We start from the raw sequence: 21,530 nt of genomic DNA on the forward strand, positions 1-21,530 counted from the left end.
TATCGGGGTGCAAATATAATTTATTTTTCGGATAAAAGACGACAGTCCCTTAAAAAATATCTTTTTTGTACTTTTGATCAGATTACTAAAAGTTATTCTGCTTCATGGAAGATATTTCATCATACGTTCAAAAAAATAAAGAACGGTTTATCGAGGAACTTATAGAACTCCTCAGAATCCCCTCCGTAAGTGCCGATCCCGCTTTTTCACAGGACGTCCTTAACACCGCCGAAGCCGTAAAAGAGAGCCTTTTAAAGGCCGGTTGCGACCATGCGGAAATCTGTGATACCCCCGGTTATCCTATTGTTTACGGGGAAAAGATCATCAATCCGGAACTCCCCACCGTACTGGTCTATGGCCACTATGACGTACAACCGCCCGATCCGGTAGAGCTCTGGGAAAGCGGTCCGTTTGAGCCGGTCATCAAAAACACGAATGTCCATCCGGAAGGTGCCATTTTCGCCAGAGGTGCCTGCGATGACAAAGGACAGATGTTTATGCATGTAAAGGCCCTGGAATACATGGTAAAAAATCATGTACTTCCCTGTAACGTCAAATTTATGATAGAAGGCGAGGAAGAAGTAGGTTCGGAAAGCCTCGGATGGTTTATTGCACGCAACCAGGAAAAACTGAAAAACGATGTCATCCTTATTTCCGATACGGGAATGATAAGTAACGAACAACCCTCCATTACCACCGGGTTAAGAGGTTTGAGCTACGTGGAAGTGGAAGTTACAGGACCTAATCGCGATCTGCATTCGGGGCTCTATGGCGGGGCTGTGGCAAATCCCATAAATATCCTGACCAAAATGATCGCCTCCATGCACGATGAAAACAATCATATTACCATTCCCGGTTTTTACGACAAGGTAGAAGAAATTTCGCCGGAGGAAAGGACTGAAATGGCCAAAGCTCCTTTTTCCCTGGAAAAGTATAAAAACGCTCTGAACATAGATGATGTTTACGGAGAAAGCGGTTATACGACCAACGAACGCAATTCCATTCGTCCGACACTGGATGTCAACGGAATATGGGGTGGATATACCGGTGAAGGTGCCAAAACCGTGATACCTGCAAAAGCGTATGCCAAAATATCCATGCGGCTGGTTCCGGACCAGGATTGGGTGGAGATCACGGAATTATTTAAAAAACATTTTGAGAATATCGCTCCGAATGGTGCGAAAGTACTTGTAAAACCACATCATGGCGGACAGGCGTATGTTACTCCCATTGACAATATCGGTTACCAGGCTGCGAGCAAAGCTTATAGCGATACTTTTGGCGTAACTCCAATTCCACAAAGAAGCGGGGGAAGTATTCCTATCATATCCCTGTTCGAAAAAGAATTGCACAGCAAAACCATATTAATGGGCTTCGGGCTGGATACGGATGCCATACATTCGCCCAACGAGCATTTCGGTATTTTTAACTACCTGAAGGGAATAGAAACCATTCCCCTGTTCTACAAATATTTCACGGAATTGTTCAGGACTGAAGGAAACGCATAAGAGCATGTTTAAAAAGCCCTCACTCTATAAAAGCCGGAAACCTCTATTTCCGGAATTTGCGCGAAATGACTGTTCATCGGGTTTCCGATATCTTCCTGCCGTTTTACAGGTAGTTGCGGCAGGAATATTCCTGATGATTTTCCACTTCACCGGTACGGACACCTTTAGAGGGATCCGAGATTTTCGCGTTGTTTTTTGGTAAGTCCTTTCACCACCAGGTTATAGGATGCATCTATGAGTTCACCGATGAGTTCTTCCGAAAGTTCGCCACTGTCCACGTCTACCGTATTCCAATGCCTTTTATTCATGTGATATCCCGGCTGTATGCTGTCGTATTCCGCTCTCAGTTCTTCCGTCCTTTCCGGATCGCACTTCAGGTTAACGGAATGATCTCCTGCCTCCCACTTGTCGAGCGAAGTCAGGGCAAACATTTTTCCCATTACTTTAAAAACTATGGTATCTTCTCCGAACGGGTTGTCTTCGGTAGCTCCCTTTTTATTCAGACAATAATTCCTCAATTTGTCTATAGTCATATGTCGGATGTTATGTTAGTGTTTACTTGGTTCTCCGGGGTATGGTGCCATTTTGTTTCTCCAGGATTGGTCAGATATATAAACCTCAATCGTCTTTTGTCTTTTCTTCAATCTTCTCTTTCTCTCCTTCTTTTATTTCCAGCGCAGAGTAATCCACTTTCCAGCCAATGGTCTGTACAATGGTTTCTATCAGCAAAACGGCTTCCAGAACTTCCTTTCGGGCTGTTTCCATAAGTCCGCTCTCGGGGATCTTGTCCAGGATATGCTGTTTTGCCTCCTTGTTGAGTTCGGTAAGGTCTGTAGAAGCAAACCTGTTGAACAGGCCGTTCTTCACATCGTAATACTTGAGATCGGGCTCTATGGACAGGACCTGTGGTTGCGGAAAATCGGTCAGAACAATGCGTTTTCCATTGTTATCGGCCCGCATCTTCACCTTACGGAGATCAAAACCTATATGCACTTTGGCATTGATAATGATCAGTGCTTTCTTTCTGCTGGATATAAGGCTTAAGAGATGTTGCCTGGTATTTTCATAATGATAGATCTCAGCAAAGTCGCCTTCTACTGTAGTCAGTTTACACACTCTACGTATTTTTTCCAGTAATACTACCGACTGCTTTTGTGTGAGTTCCTTGCTTTGTCTTCTCTTGAGGTAAGTATACAACCAGTATGTGGCAATAACCCCCAATACCAGGCCAACCATCAAGGTAAAAATATCGTTCATAAATTATTTGATTTTTTCTCTTTCCCAATTAATCCCAGGTGCGTATTGTTAAAGGAATTCCCGTATTTCAATCCGTATCCCAGCACGCGATCAAAACAGGAATGGGCAAAACATATGGCTCCGGCCATTTGTAAAGCCTGTGACTGTAACAATATCCCGAGCAAATATAAGATTATTGCCATTCCCTTATGATGCAAAAGATTATAGGTAACCGCTCCCGTCCTGGCGCCCCATATATATCCTATCATTCCTATATCCGGCACCAGAAAAAGCCCGAAAAACCACCACCAGGAATAATCGGTCTGCCGGAATAAATATATTCCCAGGATAAGCATTAATAACTCTTCAAGCTGTATGGTCCGTTTCATGTCACCGTATTTTATAGAGTACCGGTTTGCTCGGGGAAGCATCATTTTCAAAAGATGCTATCTGTAAATTTAACAAATATGTTCCATCCGGTACGAAATCAGGGACAAAAATAAATTCTGTGATGGTAGCATCCAGCCTTATTTTACCGTTTATATCCCAGAATGCCTTATGAGCCAGTAATTTCCCTTCATCTTTCTCCCTGTCTACGGAAGGAAGATCGATTAAAAGGTGCTTCACCCCTGTTTCTCTAAGGTACAGGGCTACCTCTTCTTTGAGATAAGGCGGATTGGTATGGGAATATTTCCGGGTGAGCTTGCCTTTGTCGTTGGGCAGGGTGCGGATAATAACCGCTTCCGGATCTTTTCCCGAAAGTGCACTTTCCACCTGCTTGCGTAAGATCGCCCGGTCTTCGCCAACCGCTTCCGGTTGTACGGAGATCAGTTCCGCAATAAAAAAAAACTTTTGCAGCACTTCGTTGACACTGTAAAACTCCCTGGTAATATGCCCGACACACTCCGTATGGGTGCCATGTGCATGCGGATTAAAAAATATATTATTAAAGTTGGTGGAAGCGCCCTGTTCCACACTCCCCGTCCAGTCGCCGGATTGTACGGGGGTTATTTCGGGAGTTCCGAGGTACCACGCCACAGGATTATCTTCCGAGGCTCGTAAAGGGATAGAAATATCTATCGGTTCGTCCAGGTCGGTTCGGTATGTAACTCCCCGGTGTTGTATAGTCGTTTGCATACTGCAATTTAGGAATAATGGCTTAAAGTTGCAGGTCCAGGGTTACAGCTTACAGGTTTACAAGTTCCAGGTTGCAGGTTTACAAGTTCAATTTTAGGTTTTAGGACAGAGCGTAGGTGGCTGAGTGTTCCGGCTCCGCCGGAATGTACCGAAGCCCCGGGTTTCAGGTTTCGAGGTTATTTTTTTGTAGCTTACCGGCAAAACGTATAGATTTGCTTTCCGTAAATTTTTATCCCGATGACCACACGCAAAATAGTATTGTTCTGTTCCGTTTTATTATTCCTTAGCGGTTATTTCCAAACATTTGCCCAGGATACCTCTGTCCGGCCCGATGCCACAATCATACAACAGCATATAAACATCCTGGCCGCGGACAAAATGAAAGGGAGGGGTACCGGCAGTAAAGAACTGAAAAAGGCCGCCCGGTATATCGAGCGTCAATACAAGAAATACGGATTATCGCCCGCAGGTACCCGGAAATATAAACAACCGTTCATTGCCAGGGTAAAAAAAGTGGTGGTTAAAGATAGTTTGCGCAAGGCGAATAACATTATCGGGTTCCTGGATAACAAAGCCCCTTATACTATTGTTATCGGAGCACATTACGATCACCTGGGCCTGGGAGAACAGGGAAGTTCCAAACACCCGGAACCGGAAGGGCTTATTCACAACGGGGCGGACGACAATGCTTCCGGTGTGGCCGGCCTGCTGGAACTCGCCCGTTATTTTTCCGGAAACGGAGAAACCGAACCGTATAATTTTCTGTTCATCGCTTTTTCTGCCGAAGAACTTGGTTTATTGGGGTCCGGATATTTTGTGGAACACCCTGTATTACCATTAAAAGACATCCATTTCATGCTGAATATGGACATGATAGGCCGTTATGATCCCGAACGTGGTATCGGTATCGGTGGGTATGGTACGAGCAGCGACTGGCCTTCTGTTTTTGAAGATGTACAGGCCGGGGTAAAATTCTTTACGGACAATGCCGGAAGCGGTGGCTCCGATCACGGTTCTTTTTATACCAGACAGATCCCCGTACTGTTTTTTCACACCGGCGGGCATCCGGACTATCATATGCCCTCCGACGATGCCGATAAAGTAAATGCCGAAGCCGAGGCAAAAATCATTGACCTGGAAATACAGATCATAGAAAATGCCATGAAAAGGGAAAAACTGCCGTTCACGGAAGTGAAAGGTTAAGATGCTAATACATGACAAAAATCAACTGCCTCGCGTCCCGATAATTATCAGGATCAGGACAGGCGTTGGGGAATAAGACCCATTTAATGGAATTCAATCCGGATTGCTTTTCCGGTCAAATTGTACAGAAACAATTCCTGTCATCTCCTAAAGGTATTAATCTACATAAAAAAGATCGGAGGCAATCCCGTCGGTCAGGAATTTACCTTTAGGCGTAGTCCGCAATATATCTTCCCGGATATCCAGCAGACCATTATCCAGATATTTTGTCGTTTGCTTTAACAGATAATCGTGATATTTTGTACCGAAATCCTCTGCCAGACGTTTGAGGGAAACTCCCCATATCGTACGGAGACCGGTCATAATATACTCGTTGTAGCGGTCGGTTGTGGTAAGCATCTCGGTTTCCTGTGGTAATTCTCCCCTGCTCAAAGATTTCAGATAGAGGACATTATTGGCTACGTTCCAGCTTCTGCTCCTTCCGTCATAACTGTGCGCCGACGGGCCGATTCCCAGGTATTTTTTACCCAGCCAGTAAGAGGTATTATTCCTGGAAAAATAGCCTTCTTTCCCGAAATTGGAAAGTTCATAGTGCACAAACCCCTTCTGTTGAAGGACATCCGTCAGGATAGTGAACTGCTCTCCCGCATGCGTTTCGTCCGGAGCAGATGCTTTTCCGCTTCGGATAAATTTATCCAGTGCCGTCTTGGGTTCTACGGTGAGGGCATATGCGGAGATGTGAGAAATGTCATACTCCAATGCCATATCCAGGTTTTTTCTCCAGCGTATATGGTCCATTCCGGGTATACCATAAATGAGATCTATGGTAATATTGTCAAAATACTCCCTGGCGACTGACAGACATTTATGAGCCTCCCCTCCGTTATGCGCCCGGTTCATCCATTGCAGGTCCCGGTCAAAGAACGATTGTACACCTATACTCAGCCGGTTTATCGGTGAACTGTCCAAACCGATGATCTTGTCCTGTGAAAGATCGTCCGGATTGGCCTCCAGGGTAATTTCGGGGTTTTCATCTACCGTATAATTGGCATAAACAGCTTCAATGATACGGTGTAATTCATCTACGGATAGTAAGGAGGGGGTACCTCCTCCAAAGTAAATGGTTTCCACCACCTCATCCCGGAACTCTTCTTTGCGGAGTTCCAGCTCCTTTTGCAATGCCAGGAGCATCTCCGCCTTCTTTCCTGTGGAAGTGGAAAAGTGAAAATCGCAATAATGACAGGCTTGCTTACAAAACGGTATGTGAATGTATATGGCTCCCAAAATAAACTAAACTGTTATTGTCCGGGTTCAATATCACCCGAAAAAAAAGAATGCTGGCATCTATTTTTTAATACGTCCCTCGTTCTGTTTTACAAAAGCATTCCAGCTGTTGTATGACTTTTCCCCCACGCTTTTTCCGGAATTAAAAAAATGACAGACCGCCGCTGCCAGTCCGTCGGTGGAATCGAGGTTTTTAGGAAGTTCTTTAAGTCCCAGGAGATTTTGTAACATTCCGGCCACCTGTTCTTTACTGGCATTTCCATTTCCGGTAATGGCCATCTTTATCTTTTTCGGCGAATATTCGGTTATGGGTATTTCCCTGGATAATCCTGCCGCCATTGCTACTCCCTGGGCCCTGCCCAGCTTGAGCATGGATTGTACGTTTTTACCGAAAAAAGGGGCTTCTATGGCTATTTCATCCGGGTGGTACGTATCTATCAGTTCTACCGTACGCTCAAAAATAAGTTTGAGTTTCAGATAGTGATCGCTGTATTTCTGTAACTGCAATTCATTCAGTTGCATAAAGGACATCTTTTTTCCGGTAACCCGGATCAGCCCGAATCCCATGATAGTCGTTCCCGGATCTATGCCCAATATTATTCTCTCTTCTGCCAAAATTTTAAAAATTACAAGGCTATTCGGAGCAAAGGTACGAAGATAGAACGGGTTTTATGGAGTACTGGGGGGGAAACGCATCAGGGGTACAGTATGTGAGAATGTGAGAATGGGGTAAGGGGCTTGGGAAATGAGAGGATAGAGATTGTAAGGGAAACCAGGTGCCTTTTGGCTCGCCCAAACCTGCAACCTGAAACTTGTAACCTGCAAATATTTATAATTCTTTAATGCGTTTGCCCCGGGGAAGAAACCGTTGCTGATTGAAGTACCACGGGTAACCGGTATTTGGTGGCTACCGGAATATTTCGTTTTAGTGCGGGATGAAGTACCGGCATTTTCTTCAAACTGACCGCTACGATACTATCCAGGCCGGGAACGTGTTTTTCCCATTTTTCTTTTTGCTCTATTTCGGCCACAGAAATCTTTCCGGTCCCGGAAATGAGAAAGCGAACATAGATGGTATCATCCACACTACCGTGCATAACCACCTGCTGGTCCTCTATTCCCGCATACAGGTACCGGACAAACGTTTTTTCGAAACACGCTTTCTGCCGGATTTTCTCCGCTGTTTCATCACAGGTCTCAAACAAGGGATACTGGTCTACTTCATTCCAATTGATGTTCCTGATCTCATCCTGTACAAGTTTGTCCGAAGAAGGTTTTTCTTCCTTCCCCCTGTTACACGAAGACATTACGACAAACAAAATCATACCCGTCAAAATGCGCAAAAAATTAACGCCAGTAAACCCGATATGAAACGTACAAAAGAAAAAGCCTTCTGATCTTCGCATAAAACACCCGTTGAATGCTGAAAATTACGACTTTTTGAGAAAAATAAACAATCTTATTGTGGTTTCTCTGTTTTTGAAGAGGATCCGAGCGGTTATTCCACACCGGCATTCATATGCATTTCCTTTTTAATGGCAGATATCCGCTTTGTAGTAAAGTCCCTGTACATCCTATCCATACCGGAATCGCCGATTTTTCCCAAAAAATCTTCATAATACCGGAGTTTCAGTTCCGGATCGGCATAATAATTATCGGCGACAAGACATATTCTATAGTGCAAATGGGTGCTGGAGGGGTTTTCTTCATAAGCTTTTTTTAAATAATCCAGTCCGGTCTTCACCTCTTTTTGTTCGAGTGCTATATTGGCCAGGATTTCGTATTCGTTCTCAAAGGTTACCTGCTGTACCGCAATGGCTTCTTTGGCAAAAACATCCGCTTTTTCGTAATTTTTTAGTTTGAGATAAGATTTACTCAAAGCCAGCAAGGTTTTCGGGTTGGGCTCCATACCGTTTAACTTCAGGGCGCTTTCGTATGCCGTAATAGCTTTTTCGTATTCGATTTTACGCACGTAGCAATCTCCCAGTCTCTCATAGATATAGGCTTTTTCTTCTCCCAGTTCCACAAGACGCTCAAATAACAGGGCGGCTTCCCGATGATTGCCATTGTTAAAAAGAACAAGTGCCTTCAGGTTGATCAGTTCCACGGAATTGGCATAAAACTCCAGTCCTTTATCCACATATTTCAATACGGAATCCTTTTCCCTGTGTTTCAGGTAATATTTCCCGATCTCATAGATACTTTTCAAATGGGTTTCATCGCTCCGGAATGCTTTCTTAAAGTTCGGAAGGGCATACTGCATTTCCGGTATTATACCCTGGTAGCTTTTTCCCAACCAGTAGAAATTGTCGGCATTTTCATTGTCCTTTTCCGTGAGTTCACCAAACACCGTTTTCGCTTTTTCAAACTGCTTTGTCCGGAGATACAATTTTCCGAGTTCATTCCGGGCCAGCAGCATATCCGGATGTTCGTGAAGCAGGTTTTCATATTGCAGCATCGCTTTATCGTAATTACCAATGGCATTATAGGCACGGGCAATCTGCAGGCTGCTTTTCGCCGAAGGAACTTTTGCATACATGTTTATAGCCCCGGTATAATTACCCAGGGCATACAGGCTGTCTGCAATGTGCAAGGCCGGGGACTGCGCCCCGGCCACTAAAGTGCTTACCAAAAAACCTAAAATCAGCAAAAATAATTTATTAAGACACCTTGTCTGCATAATTGACTTTCCATATTGTGTTATTATACCATACAGGCTCACTACATCATTACCTCATAATTATTGTGGTCATTTACAGTAAACTCCACATCGGTCAGGCCAATGTAACTCATATGTAAAACATCTCCTTTTGCTGCTTTGATCTTAAAACTTCCGTTAAAATCGGTTATCGTTCCCCTGCCCGTCCCTTTGACAGCCACATTGACCCCGGGTAGACTCATGGAACTGTTTACCACGGTCCCGTAGACATACCCGTCACCTTTCGTCATATCACCGGAAGCTAAAACCTTACCATTATCCGGACTTTTACTAACACCGGAATGTCTCTTATCTTCCACGGAATCCGATGCCAGCCTGAAGGTTATCGGGATGGAGAACGGAATATTAACGGCCTCACCCCTGTGTTTTCCGGGAGTCATTTTCGGAAGCGTCTCTATGATCCGCACCGCTTCCTGTTCCAGTATAGGCGAAGGGCCTCTTTTCCGGATATGCACAATGTTCCCTTCTTTATCTATGGTAAACATTATGGCCACCCTCCCCTGGATACCCTGGTCCTGGGCTTCTTCCGGGTACCGGAAATATTTCCGGATGTGTTTCTGCATGCTTTCCTGGAAACACGCCCTGGGGTCGGCAGAACTCTCACAACCGGGGAATACCGGGACTTGATCTACAACAGCAAAAGGAACATCTAAATCAGAAGAAGAATATTCCACATCCGGATAATCTATTTCAATCTTTGTTTTAGCCTTTCCTTCATAACCTACAACGACTATTTCACTGAGTGTCATTATCTCTTCTCTTTCCTGTTCGGTAATATCCCCTTTCTTTGCTATGGCCGCTTTTAACTGCTGTACCTGTGAAGAAATAGAAGCATTGCCCTCCGGAACTACGGTTTCTTCATTTTCGCAGGAACTGTACACCAGCATCCCGATCACCAGGGGGACCAGTACGAGGTATTTAAACTGCCAGATTTTTCTGGATTTTGATTTTTGTAACATAACTATTCGTTTTTTGATTAATGATGATTTAAAAAATGGATTGATGAATGATATTTTTTCTGTCTTAAAAACCTCTTGTAAAAGCAACCGGTAGCTTTCCTTCTTATCCGGGCCGGCGGTTTTGGCATCGGCGATAAATTCATGCAGTTCGGCCATACGGGCCTGGAAAATATACACCAGCGGATTAAACCAGAACAGGACGCGAAGCAGCTCAAAGAACAAAAGGTCTATGGTGTGTTTTTCCCGGATATGGACCAGCTCATGGGCTATGATATGTTTATGGTCTTTACGATATACCTTATCTCCCAGGTAAATACTTCTGAAAAAGGAAAATGCCGTGTTACTGTCCGGAAGTACCACCTCTTCATGTGTCTGTTTTCTTATGATTTTTCCTTTATGCCGCAACCGGTAAACCCTGGCAATTTTCACTACGAACAGCACCAGGCTCAACACTATCCCGGCAAGCAGTATCCACTGCCAGAAAGGGACCGTGGCTGTCACTTCAATCTCCCTCGCCTGATTTGCCCCCGGGCCTACAATGACCTCCGGGAGCATCACGACATACTCCTGCGGCATTACTTTGCCCAGCCTTTCTATCTTAATCAGCGGAATAATACAGGACAGCAACGGCGTGACCCATAAGTATAGCCGGTTCCAGTTAAAAAACGTCTCTTTTTTCAGGAACAGATCGTATACGATCAGAAAAAACAACTGAAATGCGATGGTCTGCAATAAATAGTGTATCATTTTTCCGGTTCTTTATCGTTAACTTCTTTTAATATCTCTTCGAGTTCTTCCATGCTTATGTCATTCTTTTTCATAAAAAAGGAAACCATACTTTTAAATGACCCCTGAAAGTAATTGTTCACCAGTTTGTTGATAGTCTGATTACTGTATTCCGATTTTTTCAACAGCGGAAAATACAAATACCCCTTCCCTTCTTTTTCATGCCCTACAAAACCTTTGCTTTCCAATATCCGCACAATGGTAGATACCGTATTATAAGCCGGTTTAGGACCTTCATATTGTTCTATAACGGCAGCAACATTCGCTCTTTCCAGCTCCCATAATATCTGCATGACCTCTTCTTCGGCCTTGGTTAACTGCTTCATATTCGACATATTATTGAACTAATTTTTTAGTTTATAAATACAAATATAACTAAACTTTTAGTTTAAACTAATTTTTTAGTTAAAAATTTTCCGGCAGGATCCAAAAAATCCGTACAATGGTGTTTTTTTATTACATTAGCTTTTAATTACATGACAAAAACTGACTTTCGATGACTCCTCAATCTTTGACCCCGGCCCTAAAGGATGATCCCGATAAATATCGGGAGAGGAAAATCAGGCTCCCTCTAGTCCCGATAATTATCGGGAGGGGTCAAGCTGATTTTCCGGTTAAATGGTATCAAAAACAATTTTTGTCATGTACTAAATATTAGATTATAAAAGAAATCCTATGGATGTTACTTTGACGGTTCTCGGTCTCCTGTGTATGATAATCGGTATTGCCGGAAGTGTATTACCCGTACTCCCCGGACCGCCCATAAGCTGGGTGGGGCTTTTATTACTCCACCTCACCAAAGCCGTAACCCTCAGCTGGTGGTTTCTTGGCATTACATTGATTGTAGCTTTGGGAATCACTATTCTGGATTACATTATTCCCGCTATGGGAACGAAAAAATTCGGGGGGAGTAAGGCCGGAATGTGGGGAACCACCATAGGGCTGGTAGTTGGTATTATTGCTCCTATTCCTCTTGGTATCCTTATCGGACCCTTTCTCGGTGCGTTTATCGGGGAACTGTTCAACAAAGCAGACAGTAAAACGGCTTTACGGGCTGCTTTTGGCTCTTTCCTGGGATTTCTTACCGGAACTTTTATGAAACTTGTTGTGACTGTAGTTCTTCTGGTATTGTTTATTGTAAAAATGTGGGAGTTCCGTGCAGGATTGTTTTCTTTCTAAATCCATCGCAAAAAAAGCCCCGAAAGCATATTAAAACGCTTACGGGGCTATTCAAAAAACACAGAAAAATCAACTACCTCAGGGCAAGCCTGCGAGGTATTCAAACAAACAAGCCTTAGCCCATTTCAATACAGAACATCGGGGAATAAGACCCATTTAATGGGATTAAATTAATCGTAGTCGGAATACCGGACGGCAAAAACACAGCGGTTATCACTGCCGTATTTTGAGGTTTCGTATTCCGTGAGGTTCCATAGATAACCCGTACTTTGTTCGTAATACAGGTCTTCCGCCCCGTGGGGCCATCGGTACCGTGCACCTGAGGTATCTCCGTCCCGGTAACGCACCAGTCTGGCGGTAGACCCTTCGTATTTACTCTTACCGGTAACCGCCATTAAAGTGGTTGTCCCCTTTCTGTATACGCCTTGCATATTAAATACCGGGCCGTTATTCCCAGTTGCATTATCCTTTGGCTCTATAACTTCAGGCAAAGGGCTTTGGGTTATTTCTCCCTGGGAATTTACCGGAAAACCGAAAATCTTTGGGGTCCTTCCATCCGAAGATGTAATATACTGCCCTGTCCAGAAGCGCCTTTCGGAAGAAGTACCTTCTCCCAGTGCGATGCAGGAATACGGAGAAGCGCCATCGATATCGTAAAACCCGGTTTGCGGCAAAACATATCCGTAATTAAAGGCCTTGAGAGTGCCGTCCGCCTCTTTTCCCAACCTGCTTTTCGAAGCATCGCCGGATACCTGGATGATTTTGTTAAGGTCGAATACACGAATTCCCAAACCACTGGAGGCAACATAGATCTTCTGGTTGTGATAAGCCACTCCCCCGGCATGAATACGTACCGGGCCGAATTCACCCAACTGGGTATATTTATCAGATTCTTTATAAAACCGGTTATTTTTATCCTGTACCAATAGAATATGCCGGTATTTAATATTATTCATATCCGTAATATCCACCAGTGACACCCGGGCACCTTTGTGCTGGTTCTCCACACCGGGTATTTGCGACGGCCCTACACCGTACCAGGTGGTCAACAGGAATCTTCTTCCGCCCCACTGAAAACCGGTAATACCCTGTGGCCTCCAGTCTTCGGTCTGCTGGTCGCCACTGTTCCACTTAAACCCTGTTACCTGACGGTTTGCGGGAATGTTAAATCCGTATACAGAATTGTAACCGCTTTTGGATGCCGTCCGGTTGAGATTAAGCTGTACCGGTGTTTTAAAACCATAAGAGGACAATCCGGAGACGAAGCTGCCTTCATCCGTATGGGAAAACGTCACATCAGCAGCAGGGGTGCTGACGGAAAGGACCTCGCTTAAAGGAGCTTCTTCCGTTTCCGTAATATCATGGTCGGAACAGGAAAAGCATGAAAGGGCAAAAAAGGCAGAAATGAGATAAGTAGGTTTCATGTTTCTCAATTTTTTGGTTTGTTTATTATTTTACGGTTTCTTTAAATACATTTCCGAACCGGTCTGTCGCTTCCACTACAATGTTTGAAGCCGAAGCATTCGGTTCAAAGAAAAACATATGATCGGTAAGTTGCGGCTCTACCCATTTTCTCCTTTCGGGCAGATCGGGGCCTTCGTGCAGTTTAATGCTGAGCGGGTCTCTGGCCGTCACTCTTTCCAGTTGCCCTTTGCGCATTCCGTCTTCATACCAAACTACATTCCAGTCCGCATCCCAGTTCCACACATTGGCCGCCCATTTTTCCGGGTGATCCGGGTGTTCCCCTTTCTTATATATCCGAAACTGATAGTCTTTATCCATCCCGGTGGACTTATATCGCCAGGACAGGTCGGAACCTTTCGCCTGGTAAACCCCATATCCGCTCGGTGTACCGTCATGGCATACAGGCCCGCTCCACCAGGCTCCGCATACGGTTCCGTGACAGTGTTCATACAGGTTATCTGCCAGTTTCATATTGTCGTTAAAGTGGGTGTGCCCGGACATAATATGTGCCGTAAAAGGCTCCAGGAGTTTGTACAGGTGTTTTCTGTTATTCACTATTCCGCCTATGTGGTCTTTATCCGGATAGCGCTTCACCGAACCTGTGTAGGTAGGTATGTGCAGGGATACCACCACAGTTGTTCCCGGCTCTACGAAACTCAGGTCCTTTTCCAGCCAGGCCAGTTGTTCTTCGGTGATATAACCGATATACTTTTTATTCCTGCCTATAAAAAATACGTCGTCAAGTACCACATAATGAATTTCTCCTCGATTGAACGAATAATAGGTAGGGCCAAAATGGCTGTTAAAAGTACCTGTTGTACTTTCGTCACTTCGCCCACCCAGGTCCATATCGTGGTTACCGATAACCTGAAAGAAAGGGATGTCCGTCTGTTTTACCATGGCATTGTAATCTTTGAGCAATTCCAGATGGTCAAAAACAAGGTCGCCACAGCCTATTCCGAACAGGTTGGGATCGTTAATCTCTTTTACGGTTTTCACCAGGTCAGGTGTGGATACGGTCAGTAATTGCTCCGCCTCGTACTCATTTTGTATCTGGGTATCAGCCAGAACAAGAAAGTGATGATTTTCATCCGAAGTTTCCGATTTCCGGAGCTGAAAATGGAACTCCTGGTTTTCTTTATTCTTTACAAGTGGCTTAAAGTAATTGGCCGAACCGTTTTCCATCCGGTCTATGCCATAACCGGAGGGCAGGCTGATATAAACATAACTCCTGCCGTTATTGCTTATAAATTCAAAGTGTCCTCCGGAATCGGTCTGTACTACATTCAGACCATCCGTCACCGTTACGCGGGACAGTCCTTTGTTGCCGGAAGTCACTCTTCCCTTAACCTTTACCGGCTTGTAAAGATCGAGATCCAGCAGATTGCCATATGCCGCGGCGGGGAAAAAGCCGAGAGCGGAAATCCCCCCGGTGGCAAGGCCTACCTTTTTAAGAAAATCTCTTCTGTTTTGCATGGTTGTGATATGTTGTTTACGGTTTATTGTTAGTAGTTCGGTGATTAGTGCTTTTAGGTGTGATCCCCCTCTGCCTTCGGTATCTCCCCCTGAGGGGGAGAAAGTTATCTTTTAAATCTCATTCTTTAACTCATTATCGAATTGGCACATGATTTCATCAGCTTATTTACTTCATCCTTCTTACTTCTAACTTCATACTTTAATCCACATCCCACCACACTTTGACATTGATCTTATCCCCTCCTATTCGTTCCACTACCTTTTTGTAGTTTTCGTTATTCCTGTCTATTTCATTCAACGGATAATACAAACGTGACGGCATTTCTCCCCCGTTCCTCATCTGGGAGTTCACCCCCAGCACAGGAAGTCCGGTCCTTCGGTGTTCAAACCACGCCTGGTAGTCCGTAAAAAACAGGGCATAGTATTTTTGCAGTATAATACGTTCCAGGGTACCGTCATATTTAGTATACTCATTATTAAAATAGGCATTGGCATCGATGATCACTCCTTCTTCATTTCGTTCTTCGGGCATCTCCAGTCCCCACATTTCGATGGCGGCGGTCACTCCGTTTTCGTAATGTTCTTCCGCATCGGATATATATCCGCGTTGGGCCAGCTCGGCCTTGATAAACTCCACTTCGGCGTAACTCATAAAGGGAATAATCAACGGTTCGGTGGCCAAAGCGTTGCGCACTCCGGATGGTGTAGCTATACTATCGGGCAGGGACGATTCAAAATCCACCGGTTGTCCTATAAACCCGACATTATCGGTATCCTGGTTTTTGGCCTGGGAGGCATAGAGAGACAGGCGGGGATCTTTAAAATTCTTAAGATTATCTATAAAGAAATCGCTGTAATACCTGAATGTACCGAAATCCTGTGGGCGGTCCCAGGGAGATAACAATGGAGCAACACCTTCTATATGCAGTACGGCCCCTTCATCATTACTTTCAAAGACAGGATATTGTGCCGGGTTGTTGATCATTGTTATCATTTTTGTGAAAGCATCCGTTTCAGCACGACCGGAAACCCGGAGCAAAAGCCTTAGATGTAAGGAGTTCGTAAATTTACGCCACTTATTGAGATTATTGTTAAACAGGATATCGCTTACATAGATCATACCTTCATCCGGAGTATACAGGGTGTTGGCCCTCTCCAAATCGTTCAGTATGGTTTCGTATATCATTTCCTGGGGAGTAAATTCCGCATACCATATACCTTCTTCTGCCTGCAGGGCCTCTTCAAATGGCACATCGCCGAAGCAATCGGTAAGCATGGCAAAGGCATAAGCTTTCAAGGTCAGGGCAATGGCCTCATAGTTATGCATTTCATCGCGAATGGCAGCAGCTTCCATCTCCTTGAGGTTATTCAGCCAGCGATAATAATCCCGCCAGGTCGTCCCTCCTATATTGACGTCAAAATCGTACAAAAAAGGAGAATTGATATAATCGTCCGTTACCCAGAACATCTGTGTCAAAGGAGCACCTACACTACGCATCTGTATACCATTCCGGCTGGCCAGTTCGTATAGCACCGGGTTCAGAACACTTCCGGCAGTAATACTTTCCAGATTATTAGGGTGCGTGTTGGTCTCCTCAAAATCCCCCGTACAGGAACTCATCCACAGGGTGAGCAGACTTAGCAATGCAAAAGCTTTAAAGATTTTCATAAAATATTTTTTTCAAATTAAAACCCAAGTTGAATGTTCATCCCGAATTCCGTGGGTACGGGCATTTGTCCTACTTCCACGCCAGGATGCATATTGGTGCCGCCTGCCAGTCCGGCAACTTCCGGATCGTATATCGGGAAATCGGAGATCACCGCCAGGTTCCTGCCATACAGAGAAAGGCTGAATTTATTAAAAAACGTACCTTCCAGTAACTTTGCCGGGAAGTTATATTCCACGGTCACTTCTCTCAGTTTTATAAAGGACGCATCAAAAGAATTAGCTTCGGTGTTAGCAAGCAGGTAATGGGTGTCGTAATATTCTGCTATAGGTATTGCCTTGGTATTAGGCGAGTATGTACCGTTACCATTATCTACTACTCCCTTTCCTACCCGTTCTCCTTCTTCTCTTCCTTTAAGCGTGTGTTTCAGTTTCCCTTGCTGGGTAAGTTTGTGATGGGTGTGCGAATATATGGTTCCTCCGTATTTACCGTCAATAACCGCACTGAGCCTGAAATTCTTAAAGCGGACGCTATTCATAAAACCGGCTACCCATTTGGGTTGTGTATCTCCTATGTATATAAGGCCATCGCTGAGTACGGGATAGCCACTGTCGTCATAAATGACATCTCCGTCGGGAGAGCGTTCGAATCCTCTTCCGTAAAGGGCGCCCACCGGGCCACCTTCTACTGCCATAAGCCGTGCACCGGAAGAACTCAATAGCTGCATCTCCCCTCCTTCTATTTTTTCGTGAAGGGACAATACTTTGCTCTCGTTCTTGGACCAGGTCAGGGTAGTATTCCATTCCCAGTTCTTCGATTTTACAGGGATAGCGTTCAGCATCAGTTCCACGCCCTGGTTACGGACCTCTCCCGCATTGATCGTTACATTGTAATATCCTGAAGATTCCGGAAGCGGGATATCGAGAATCTGATTCCGGCTATTCGTCTGGTAAACTGCCGCATCCAGTGAAAGACGTTTATTGAAGAACCTAAGGTCAAGGCCTATTTCCGTACTGGTCGTGCGCTCAGGTTTGAGATCGATATTGTACAGGGAAGTAGGCGCCACTGCCGACCCTCCGAAATCGCTTCTTCCGTAATATTTTCTGGTACCGTACCGGTTGCCATACTGACCGGCCCCTCCCACATCTGCAACAGAAGCCCTCAACTTGGCGAAGGTAACCGCTTCGGGCATCTCGAATATCTCGCTGAGAATAATACCCGTACTGGCCGAAGGATAGAAAAATGACCAATTGTGTTTAGGGAGTACGCTGTTCCAGTCATTACGTGCCGTAAGGTCCAGGTATATCTTGTCTTTCCATCCCAGTGTCATCATTCCGTAAAGGCTGTTCGCCTTATTGTAACCGTCAAATTCACTGGTAAAGGTTTCCGAACCGTTGGCTAGATTGTATGTGCCGGGGATTTCTAATCCTACGGCCCATCCGTCCTGCCGGTTATACTGGTAGTCCATAGTGTTTCCCCCGGCATTGACACTGATGTCAAAGTCTTCTCCGAGGGTATCGGTATAGGTCAGCAGAAAATCGAGATTGGTTTCTTTTTTAAAGATCCCTGTTTTCCTGTAATATCCTTTTGCGTAGCGGTTAATATCATAAGGACGGCGTTGTTCCATACGTTTGTGGTACATGTTCAGCCCTCCGCGGAGCATCAGGTTGAATTTGGGAGAGAGCTCTATGTCCATTCTCAGGTTTCCCGTCACCGCATTCTGGTCCAGGGTATTGATAATCTCATAGGCCATGGCATAAGGGTTATCGATATAACTACTGTAGGGACGTATCATATCTACCTGTTCCTGCCCCTGTTTCCAGATAGGTCTGTACCAGTCGAGGTCTACATTGGGATTCTGGAAGATCATAAAATATGCGATGGAATGGTTGTTATATCCCTGTCCCGGCAGGTTATCGCTCTCCTTATCCCTGTAATTTACTACGGAGCTGAGTTTTATACGATCGGATACCTGGTAATTGGCGTTGACGGAAAAAGACAATTGTTCAAAGCCGGTATTGGGCATGATCCATTCGTTTTTGGTATGGGTAATGGAACTTCGTATAGAGCCTTTTTCTCCACCGCCCTGGATGGAAATATTTTGCGTATTGGTAACTCCGGTTCGCCAGAATGACTTCCTGTTATCCTTATACGGTTGCCAGAGCTGTCGTTCCGGCGATTGCCCTTCTACTTCCGGATCGTACTGATAATAATACTGTCCGTCGAAACGGGGTCCGAAGGCGCTGCTGCTTCCTGCGGTACTGTTGCCGTCTTCCGATGCCCCATACGTATAATACAGGCGGTCGTTATAGGGTATCGGGTTACCGTTTTCATCTGTTCCGGGCTTCACATATCCTCCTTTACCGCTTCCCTGTCCGTATTCGTATTGCCAGTCGGGCCAGCGGGTAATAACATCGAATTTGGTATTGGAACTTATGGTAACGCCCAGTCCCTTTTGTTTTTTACCGGCTTTGGTAGTGATAATAATGGCACCGTTAGCTGCCTGGTATCCATAAAGTGCAGCTGCCCCTGCCCCTTTAAGTACGGATATACTTTCTATGTCTTCCGGGTTAAGGTCGGAAACGGCATTTCCGAAATCCACCGGGGTATCGTTGGAGGCATCTCCCCCCATATACCCGTTGGAAGCTCCGGAACCGGGGAATTCGTTTTGTACCACCACCCCGTCTATAACGATAAGTGCCCCGTTGTTACCAGGATCCAGAGAACTGTCTCCCCGTAGTTTTATCTGTTGCGAACTTATGGGCCCTCCCAATCCGTTTATAGACAATCCGGGTACTTTCCCTCTCAGGGCCTCCGACCAGTTATTCGGCCTGGCATCGGTCAATTGCTCGGAAGTGACGGTTTGCTGTGCATATCCAAGCTGTTTCTCTTCGCGTTTAATTCCCAATGCGGTAACAACTACTTCATCCAGTGAACTGATATCTTCTTCGAGCACTATTTCCAGGAAGGTAAGTCCCCCGACAGGCACTTCTTTTGTCTTGTACCCGATAAAAGAAACAAAAACACTTTCGGCCCCGTCCGGAACATCGATATGAAAGTTCCCGTCAAAATCGGAAGTCGTCCCGTTTCTGGTTCCTTTCACCACTACGGTGGCTCCGGGAAGAGGGGTTCCGTCCGAATCTTTAACAATTCCGCCTATACCTTTTTGCTGAGCGGATATTAAAGTGACGGTGATGGTATTGTTTATTTGCCGAAATACGAGGTTCTCTCTCGATTTCAGGTCCTCCAGTATTTCCGATACATTCTTATCCGGATAGAAAAAGGTGTGTTTCCGGGTAGTGTTCAATACCTTTTCGTCATAGACAAAGGTGAATTCGGTTTGGTTCTCAATTTCGAAAAACAACTGTTTTATCGTGGCATTCTCCAGTTTTATGCTGACATTTATCGCTTTCGGATTCTGTACTTCCGAAGCAAATGCGTACAATTGAACACAAGATAAAAGAGATGCTAAAGAGCAAACACAGATATTTATCGTGTTCAATAATAATTTTTGTAGTTTCGTATTCATTTTTTGGCTAAAAGGATTTCTTAACGGATTCTGTCTGTAAACAGAATTCCTGTAAGGAGTGATTACTTGATTAGTCCAATCTCCGTTCTTCGGCTGTAACCGATATAGGAGACACCCATTTCTGCTGTAACAGAAATGGGTTTTGTTTTTTAGGGGAACTGTTACATGGGCTTTGGTTTTTGCTGGTTAGACATATTTCTTATTTGTATTTTTCCCGGGGCTGTAAAAGTGTAGTCCACTTGTTTCAGGAACTTGATACTCTCCAGTATTTCCCGGATATCATTGGTTTTATATTTACCCGAAATTGTCTTGCTCTCCAGATCTTTATCTGCAAAAACAATTTCCACGTCGTACCATCTTTCCAGCATATCCCCGACCTCTTTCAGGGTATTGTTTTCCATAACAATAACATTGTCTGTCCAGGCCCTGTATTTGTCGGCATCCGCTCCGGACACTTCCAACTCTCCGGGTTTCTCCGGGAACAGTGCCTGCTGATTTCTCTTCAGAAAAGCTTTTTTGCCTTCCGGCCTGGTATCGGTTACCTGTACTTTTCCTGTGTTAACACTGACACGGACCTGCTTTCCGGAATATGCATTTATATTAAAAGATGTTCCTAAAACCTTGGTTTCCACATCACCAGACCTCACTATAAAGGGTCTTTTGGCATCTTTTGCTACTTCAAAAAAGGCTTCCCCCTTTAGGGTAACTTCCCTTACGCCGGAAAAACGCCGTGGATATCGTATGGAACTCTCCGCATTCAGGTAAACCATTGTTCCGTCTTCCAGTGTAATTTCTTTCTTCTCTCCGCGCAGAGCTATTTCTTCTTTATACTTTTCTCCCAAACTTACATTGTAGAATAAAGCCACTCCTATCAGAAGTACCAGAGATGCCGCGATACCGGTAACCCGGTACCACCGCAGCGTGTTCCGGGGAATCCCGCTGTTTTTATCGCCCCTGTCTATCTCTTTTCGGATCCGCATCAGCATTCGCAGGCGTCTCTCTTCATCCGCGCTCCATTCCCACGCCGTTTTTTTCTCCTGAAACATATCGAAAAAAGTTTCAACTACCTGCCTTTCCTCCTGGGTACAACGACCATCGGCATATTTCTCCGCGAGTTTTATAAATTCCTGTTTTTTCAAGACACTCATTTTACTACAAGTCACACAAAAAGCAACAGACACGTAAGAGAAAAGGAAAAAAAACACGGGTTTAATATTTTGGTAATAAGGAAGAAAGAGTATTAACCTTTTCCTAACGTTAGATTTTCCATTACAAAACACAAAGCGAAACCAAAGCCTTTTTACAAGGCATAACGCATCAGAAAGCATATGAAAGACTCAGACAGTTTCTCCGTTAAGAAAAAAATATTGCAAAGCTTCTTCC

Annotated in this window: 18 protein-coding genes; 3 read left to right on the forward strand and 15 right to left on the reverse strand. The window is 44.7% G+C overall.

What is annotated here, in order from left to right; translation table 11 throughout:
- Window positions 1-104 precede the first annotated feature (104 nt).
- Window positions 105-1,508, forward strand: a complete 1,404-nt coding sequence (locus tag ACVBDU_RS16485) for a dipeptidase (protein WP_447180826.1) — start codon at window positions 105-107, stop codon at window positions 1,506-1,508.
- Between the two features lie 164 nt (window positions 1,509-1,672).
- Here the strand turns inward: ACVBDU_RS16485 and ACVBDU_RS16490 are convergent, their stop codons facing one another.
- The 4 genes from ACVBDU_RS16490 to ACVBDU_RS16505 form a co-directional block, all read right to left on the reverse strand.
- Window positions 1,673-2,041: an MmcQ/YjbR family DNA-binding protein gene (locus tag ACVBDU_RS16490; RefSeq protein WP_447180827.1), complete on the reverse strand. Its 369-nt coding sequence runs from the start codon at window positions 2,039-2,041 to the stop codon at window positions 1,673-1,675.
- A gap of 85 nt (window positions 2,042-2,126) precedes the next feature.
- Window positions 2,127-2,765: a DUF4230 domain-containing protein gene (locus tag ACVBDU_RS16495; protein ID WP_447180828.1), complete on the reverse strand. Its 639-nt coding sequence runs from the start codon at window positions 2,763-2,765 to the stop codon at window positions 2,127-2,129.
- Window positions 2,762-3,133, reverse strand: coding sequence for a DUF4260 domain-containing protein (locus ACVBDU_RS16500; protein ID WP_447180829.1), 372 nt, complete (start codon window positions 3,131-3,133; stop codon window positions 2,762-2,764). The genes ACVBDU_RS16495 and ACVBDU_RS16500 overlap by 4 nt, the downstream gene beginning before the upstream one ends.
- Window position 3,134: 1 nt before the next feature.
- Window positions 3,135-3,881 carry a cyclase family protein gene (locus ACVBDU_RS16505; RefSeq protein WP_447180830.1) on the reverse strand — a complete coding sequence of 249 codons (747 nt, stop codon included), beginning with the start codon at window positions 3,879-3,881 and terminating at the stop codon, window positions 3,135-3,137.
- 237 nt (window positions 3,882-4,118) lie between these two features.
- Between ACVBDU_RS16505 and ACVBDU_RS16510 the strand changes: the two genes are divergently transcribed.
- On the forward strand, window positions 4,119-5,084 hold the full coding sequence (locus ACVBDU_RS16510) for a M20/M25/M40 family metallo-hydrolase (protein ID WP_447180831.1): 966 nt from the start codon (window positions 4,119-4,121) through the stop codon (window positions 5,082-5,084).
- A 156-nt stretch (window positions 5,085-5,240) separates the two neighbouring features.
- On the opposite strand, the gene hemW is transcribed toward ACVBDU_RS16510, so the two are convergent.
- The 6 genes from hemW to ACVBDU_RS16540 form a co-directional block, all read right to left on the reverse strand.
- Window positions 5,241-6,368: a radical SAM family heme chaperone HemW gene (hemW, locus tag ACVBDU_RS16515; RefSeq protein ID WP_447180832.1), complete on the reverse strand. Its 1,128-nt coding sequence runs from the start codon at window positions 6,366-6,368 to the stop codon at window positions 5,241-5,243.
- Window positions 6,369-6,428: 60 nt separating this feature from the next.
- On the reverse strand, window positions 6,429-6,983 hold the full coding sequence (gene ruvC, locus ACVBDU_RS16520; RefSeq protein WP_447180833.1) for a crossover junction endodeoxyribonuclease RuvC: 555 nt from the start codon (window positions 6,981-6,983) through the stop codon (window positions 6,429-6,431).
- Between the two features lie 224 nt (window positions 6,984-7,207).
- Window positions 7,208-7,774, reverse strand: a complete 567-nt coding sequence (locus ACVBDU_RS16525; RefSeq protein WP_447180834.1) for a hypothetical protein — start codon at window positions 7,772-7,774, stop codon at window positions 7,208-7,210.
- A 92-nt stretch (window positions 7,775-7,866) separates the two neighbouring features.
- The gene (locus ACVBDU_RS16530; protein ID WP_447180835.1) at window positions 7,867-9,018 is read right to left on the reverse strand and encodes a tetratricopeptide repeat protein; all 1,152 of its coding nucleotides are present in this window, start codon (window positions 9,016-9,018) and stop codon (window positions 7,867-7,869) included.
- A 71-nt stretch (window positions 9,019-9,089) separates the two neighbouring features.
- Window positions 9,090-10,793, reverse strand: a complete 1,704-nt coding sequence (locus tag ACVBDU_RS16535) for a TonB family protein (protein ID WP_447180836.1) — start codon at window positions 10,791-10,793, stop codon at window positions 9,090-9,092.
- Window positions 10,790-11,158 carry a BlaI/MecI/CopY family transcriptional regulator gene (locus ACVBDU_RS16540; protein ID WP_447180837.1) on the reverse strand — a complete coding sequence of 123 codons (369 nt, stop codon included), beginning with the start codon at window positions 11,156-11,158 and terminating at the stop codon, window positions 10,790-10,792. Before ACVBDU_RS16540 ends, ACVBDU_RS16535 begins: the two co-directional genes overlap by 4 nt.
- 349 nt (window positions 11,159-11,507) lie before the next feature.
- Here ACVBDU_RS16540 and ACVBDU_RS16545 point away from each other — a divergent pair, with 349 nt between their 5' ends.
- Window positions 11,508-12,011: a DUF456 domain-containing protein gene (locus ACVBDU_RS16545; RefSeq protein ID WP_447180838.1), complete on the forward strand. Its 504-nt coding sequence runs from the start codon at window positions 11,508-11,510 to the stop codon at window positions 12,009-12,011.
- Between the two features lie 170 nt (window positions 12,012-12,181).
- Here the strand turns inward: ACVBDU_RS16545 and ACVBDU_RS16550 are convergent, their stop codons facing one another.
- The 5 genes from ACVBDU_RS16550 to ACVBDU_RS16570 form a co-directional block, all read right to left on the reverse strand.
- A complete protein-coding gene (locus ACVBDU_RS16550) occupies window positions 12,182-13,435 on the reverse strand; it encodes a hypothetical protein (RefSeq protein WP_447180839.1) in 1,254 nt (417 codons plus the stop codon).
- A 25-nt stretch (window positions 13,436-13,460) separates the two neighbouring features.
- Complete coding sequence (locus ACVBDU_RS16555) at window positions 13,461-14,951, reverse strand: calcineurin-like phosphoesterase C-terminal domain-containing protein (RefSeq protein WP_447180840.1); 1,491 nt, start codon at window positions 14,949-14,951, stop codon at window positions 13,461-13,463.
- 199 nt (window positions 14,952-15,150) lie between these two features.
- Window positions 15,151-16,620, reverse strand: a complete 1,470-nt coding sequence (locus ACVBDU_RS16560; RefSeq protein WP_447180841.1) for a SusD/RagB family nutrient-binding outer membrane lipoprotein — start codon at window positions 16,618-16,620, stop codon at window positions 15,151-15,153.
- A gap of 17 nt (window positions 16,621-16,637) precedes the next feature.
- Window positions 16,638-20,147 (reverse strand): SusC/RagA family TonB-linked outer membrane protein, encoded by a 3,510-nt coding sequence (locus ACVBDU_RS16565; RefSeq protein WP_447180842.1) that lies wholly within the window; start codon window positions 20,145-20,147, stop codon window positions 16,638-16,640.
- Window positions 20,148-20,308: 161 nt separating this feature from the next.
- Window positions 20,309-21,286: a FecR family protein gene (locus ACVBDU_RS16570; RefSeq protein ID WP_447180843.1), complete on the reverse strand. Its 978-nt coding sequence runs from the start codon at window positions 21,284-21,286 to the stop codon at window positions 20,309-20,311.
- Window positions 21,287-21,530 lie beyond the last annotated feature (244 nt).

The sequence above is a fragment of the Sinomicrobium endophyticum genome (genome assembly GCF_052983315.1).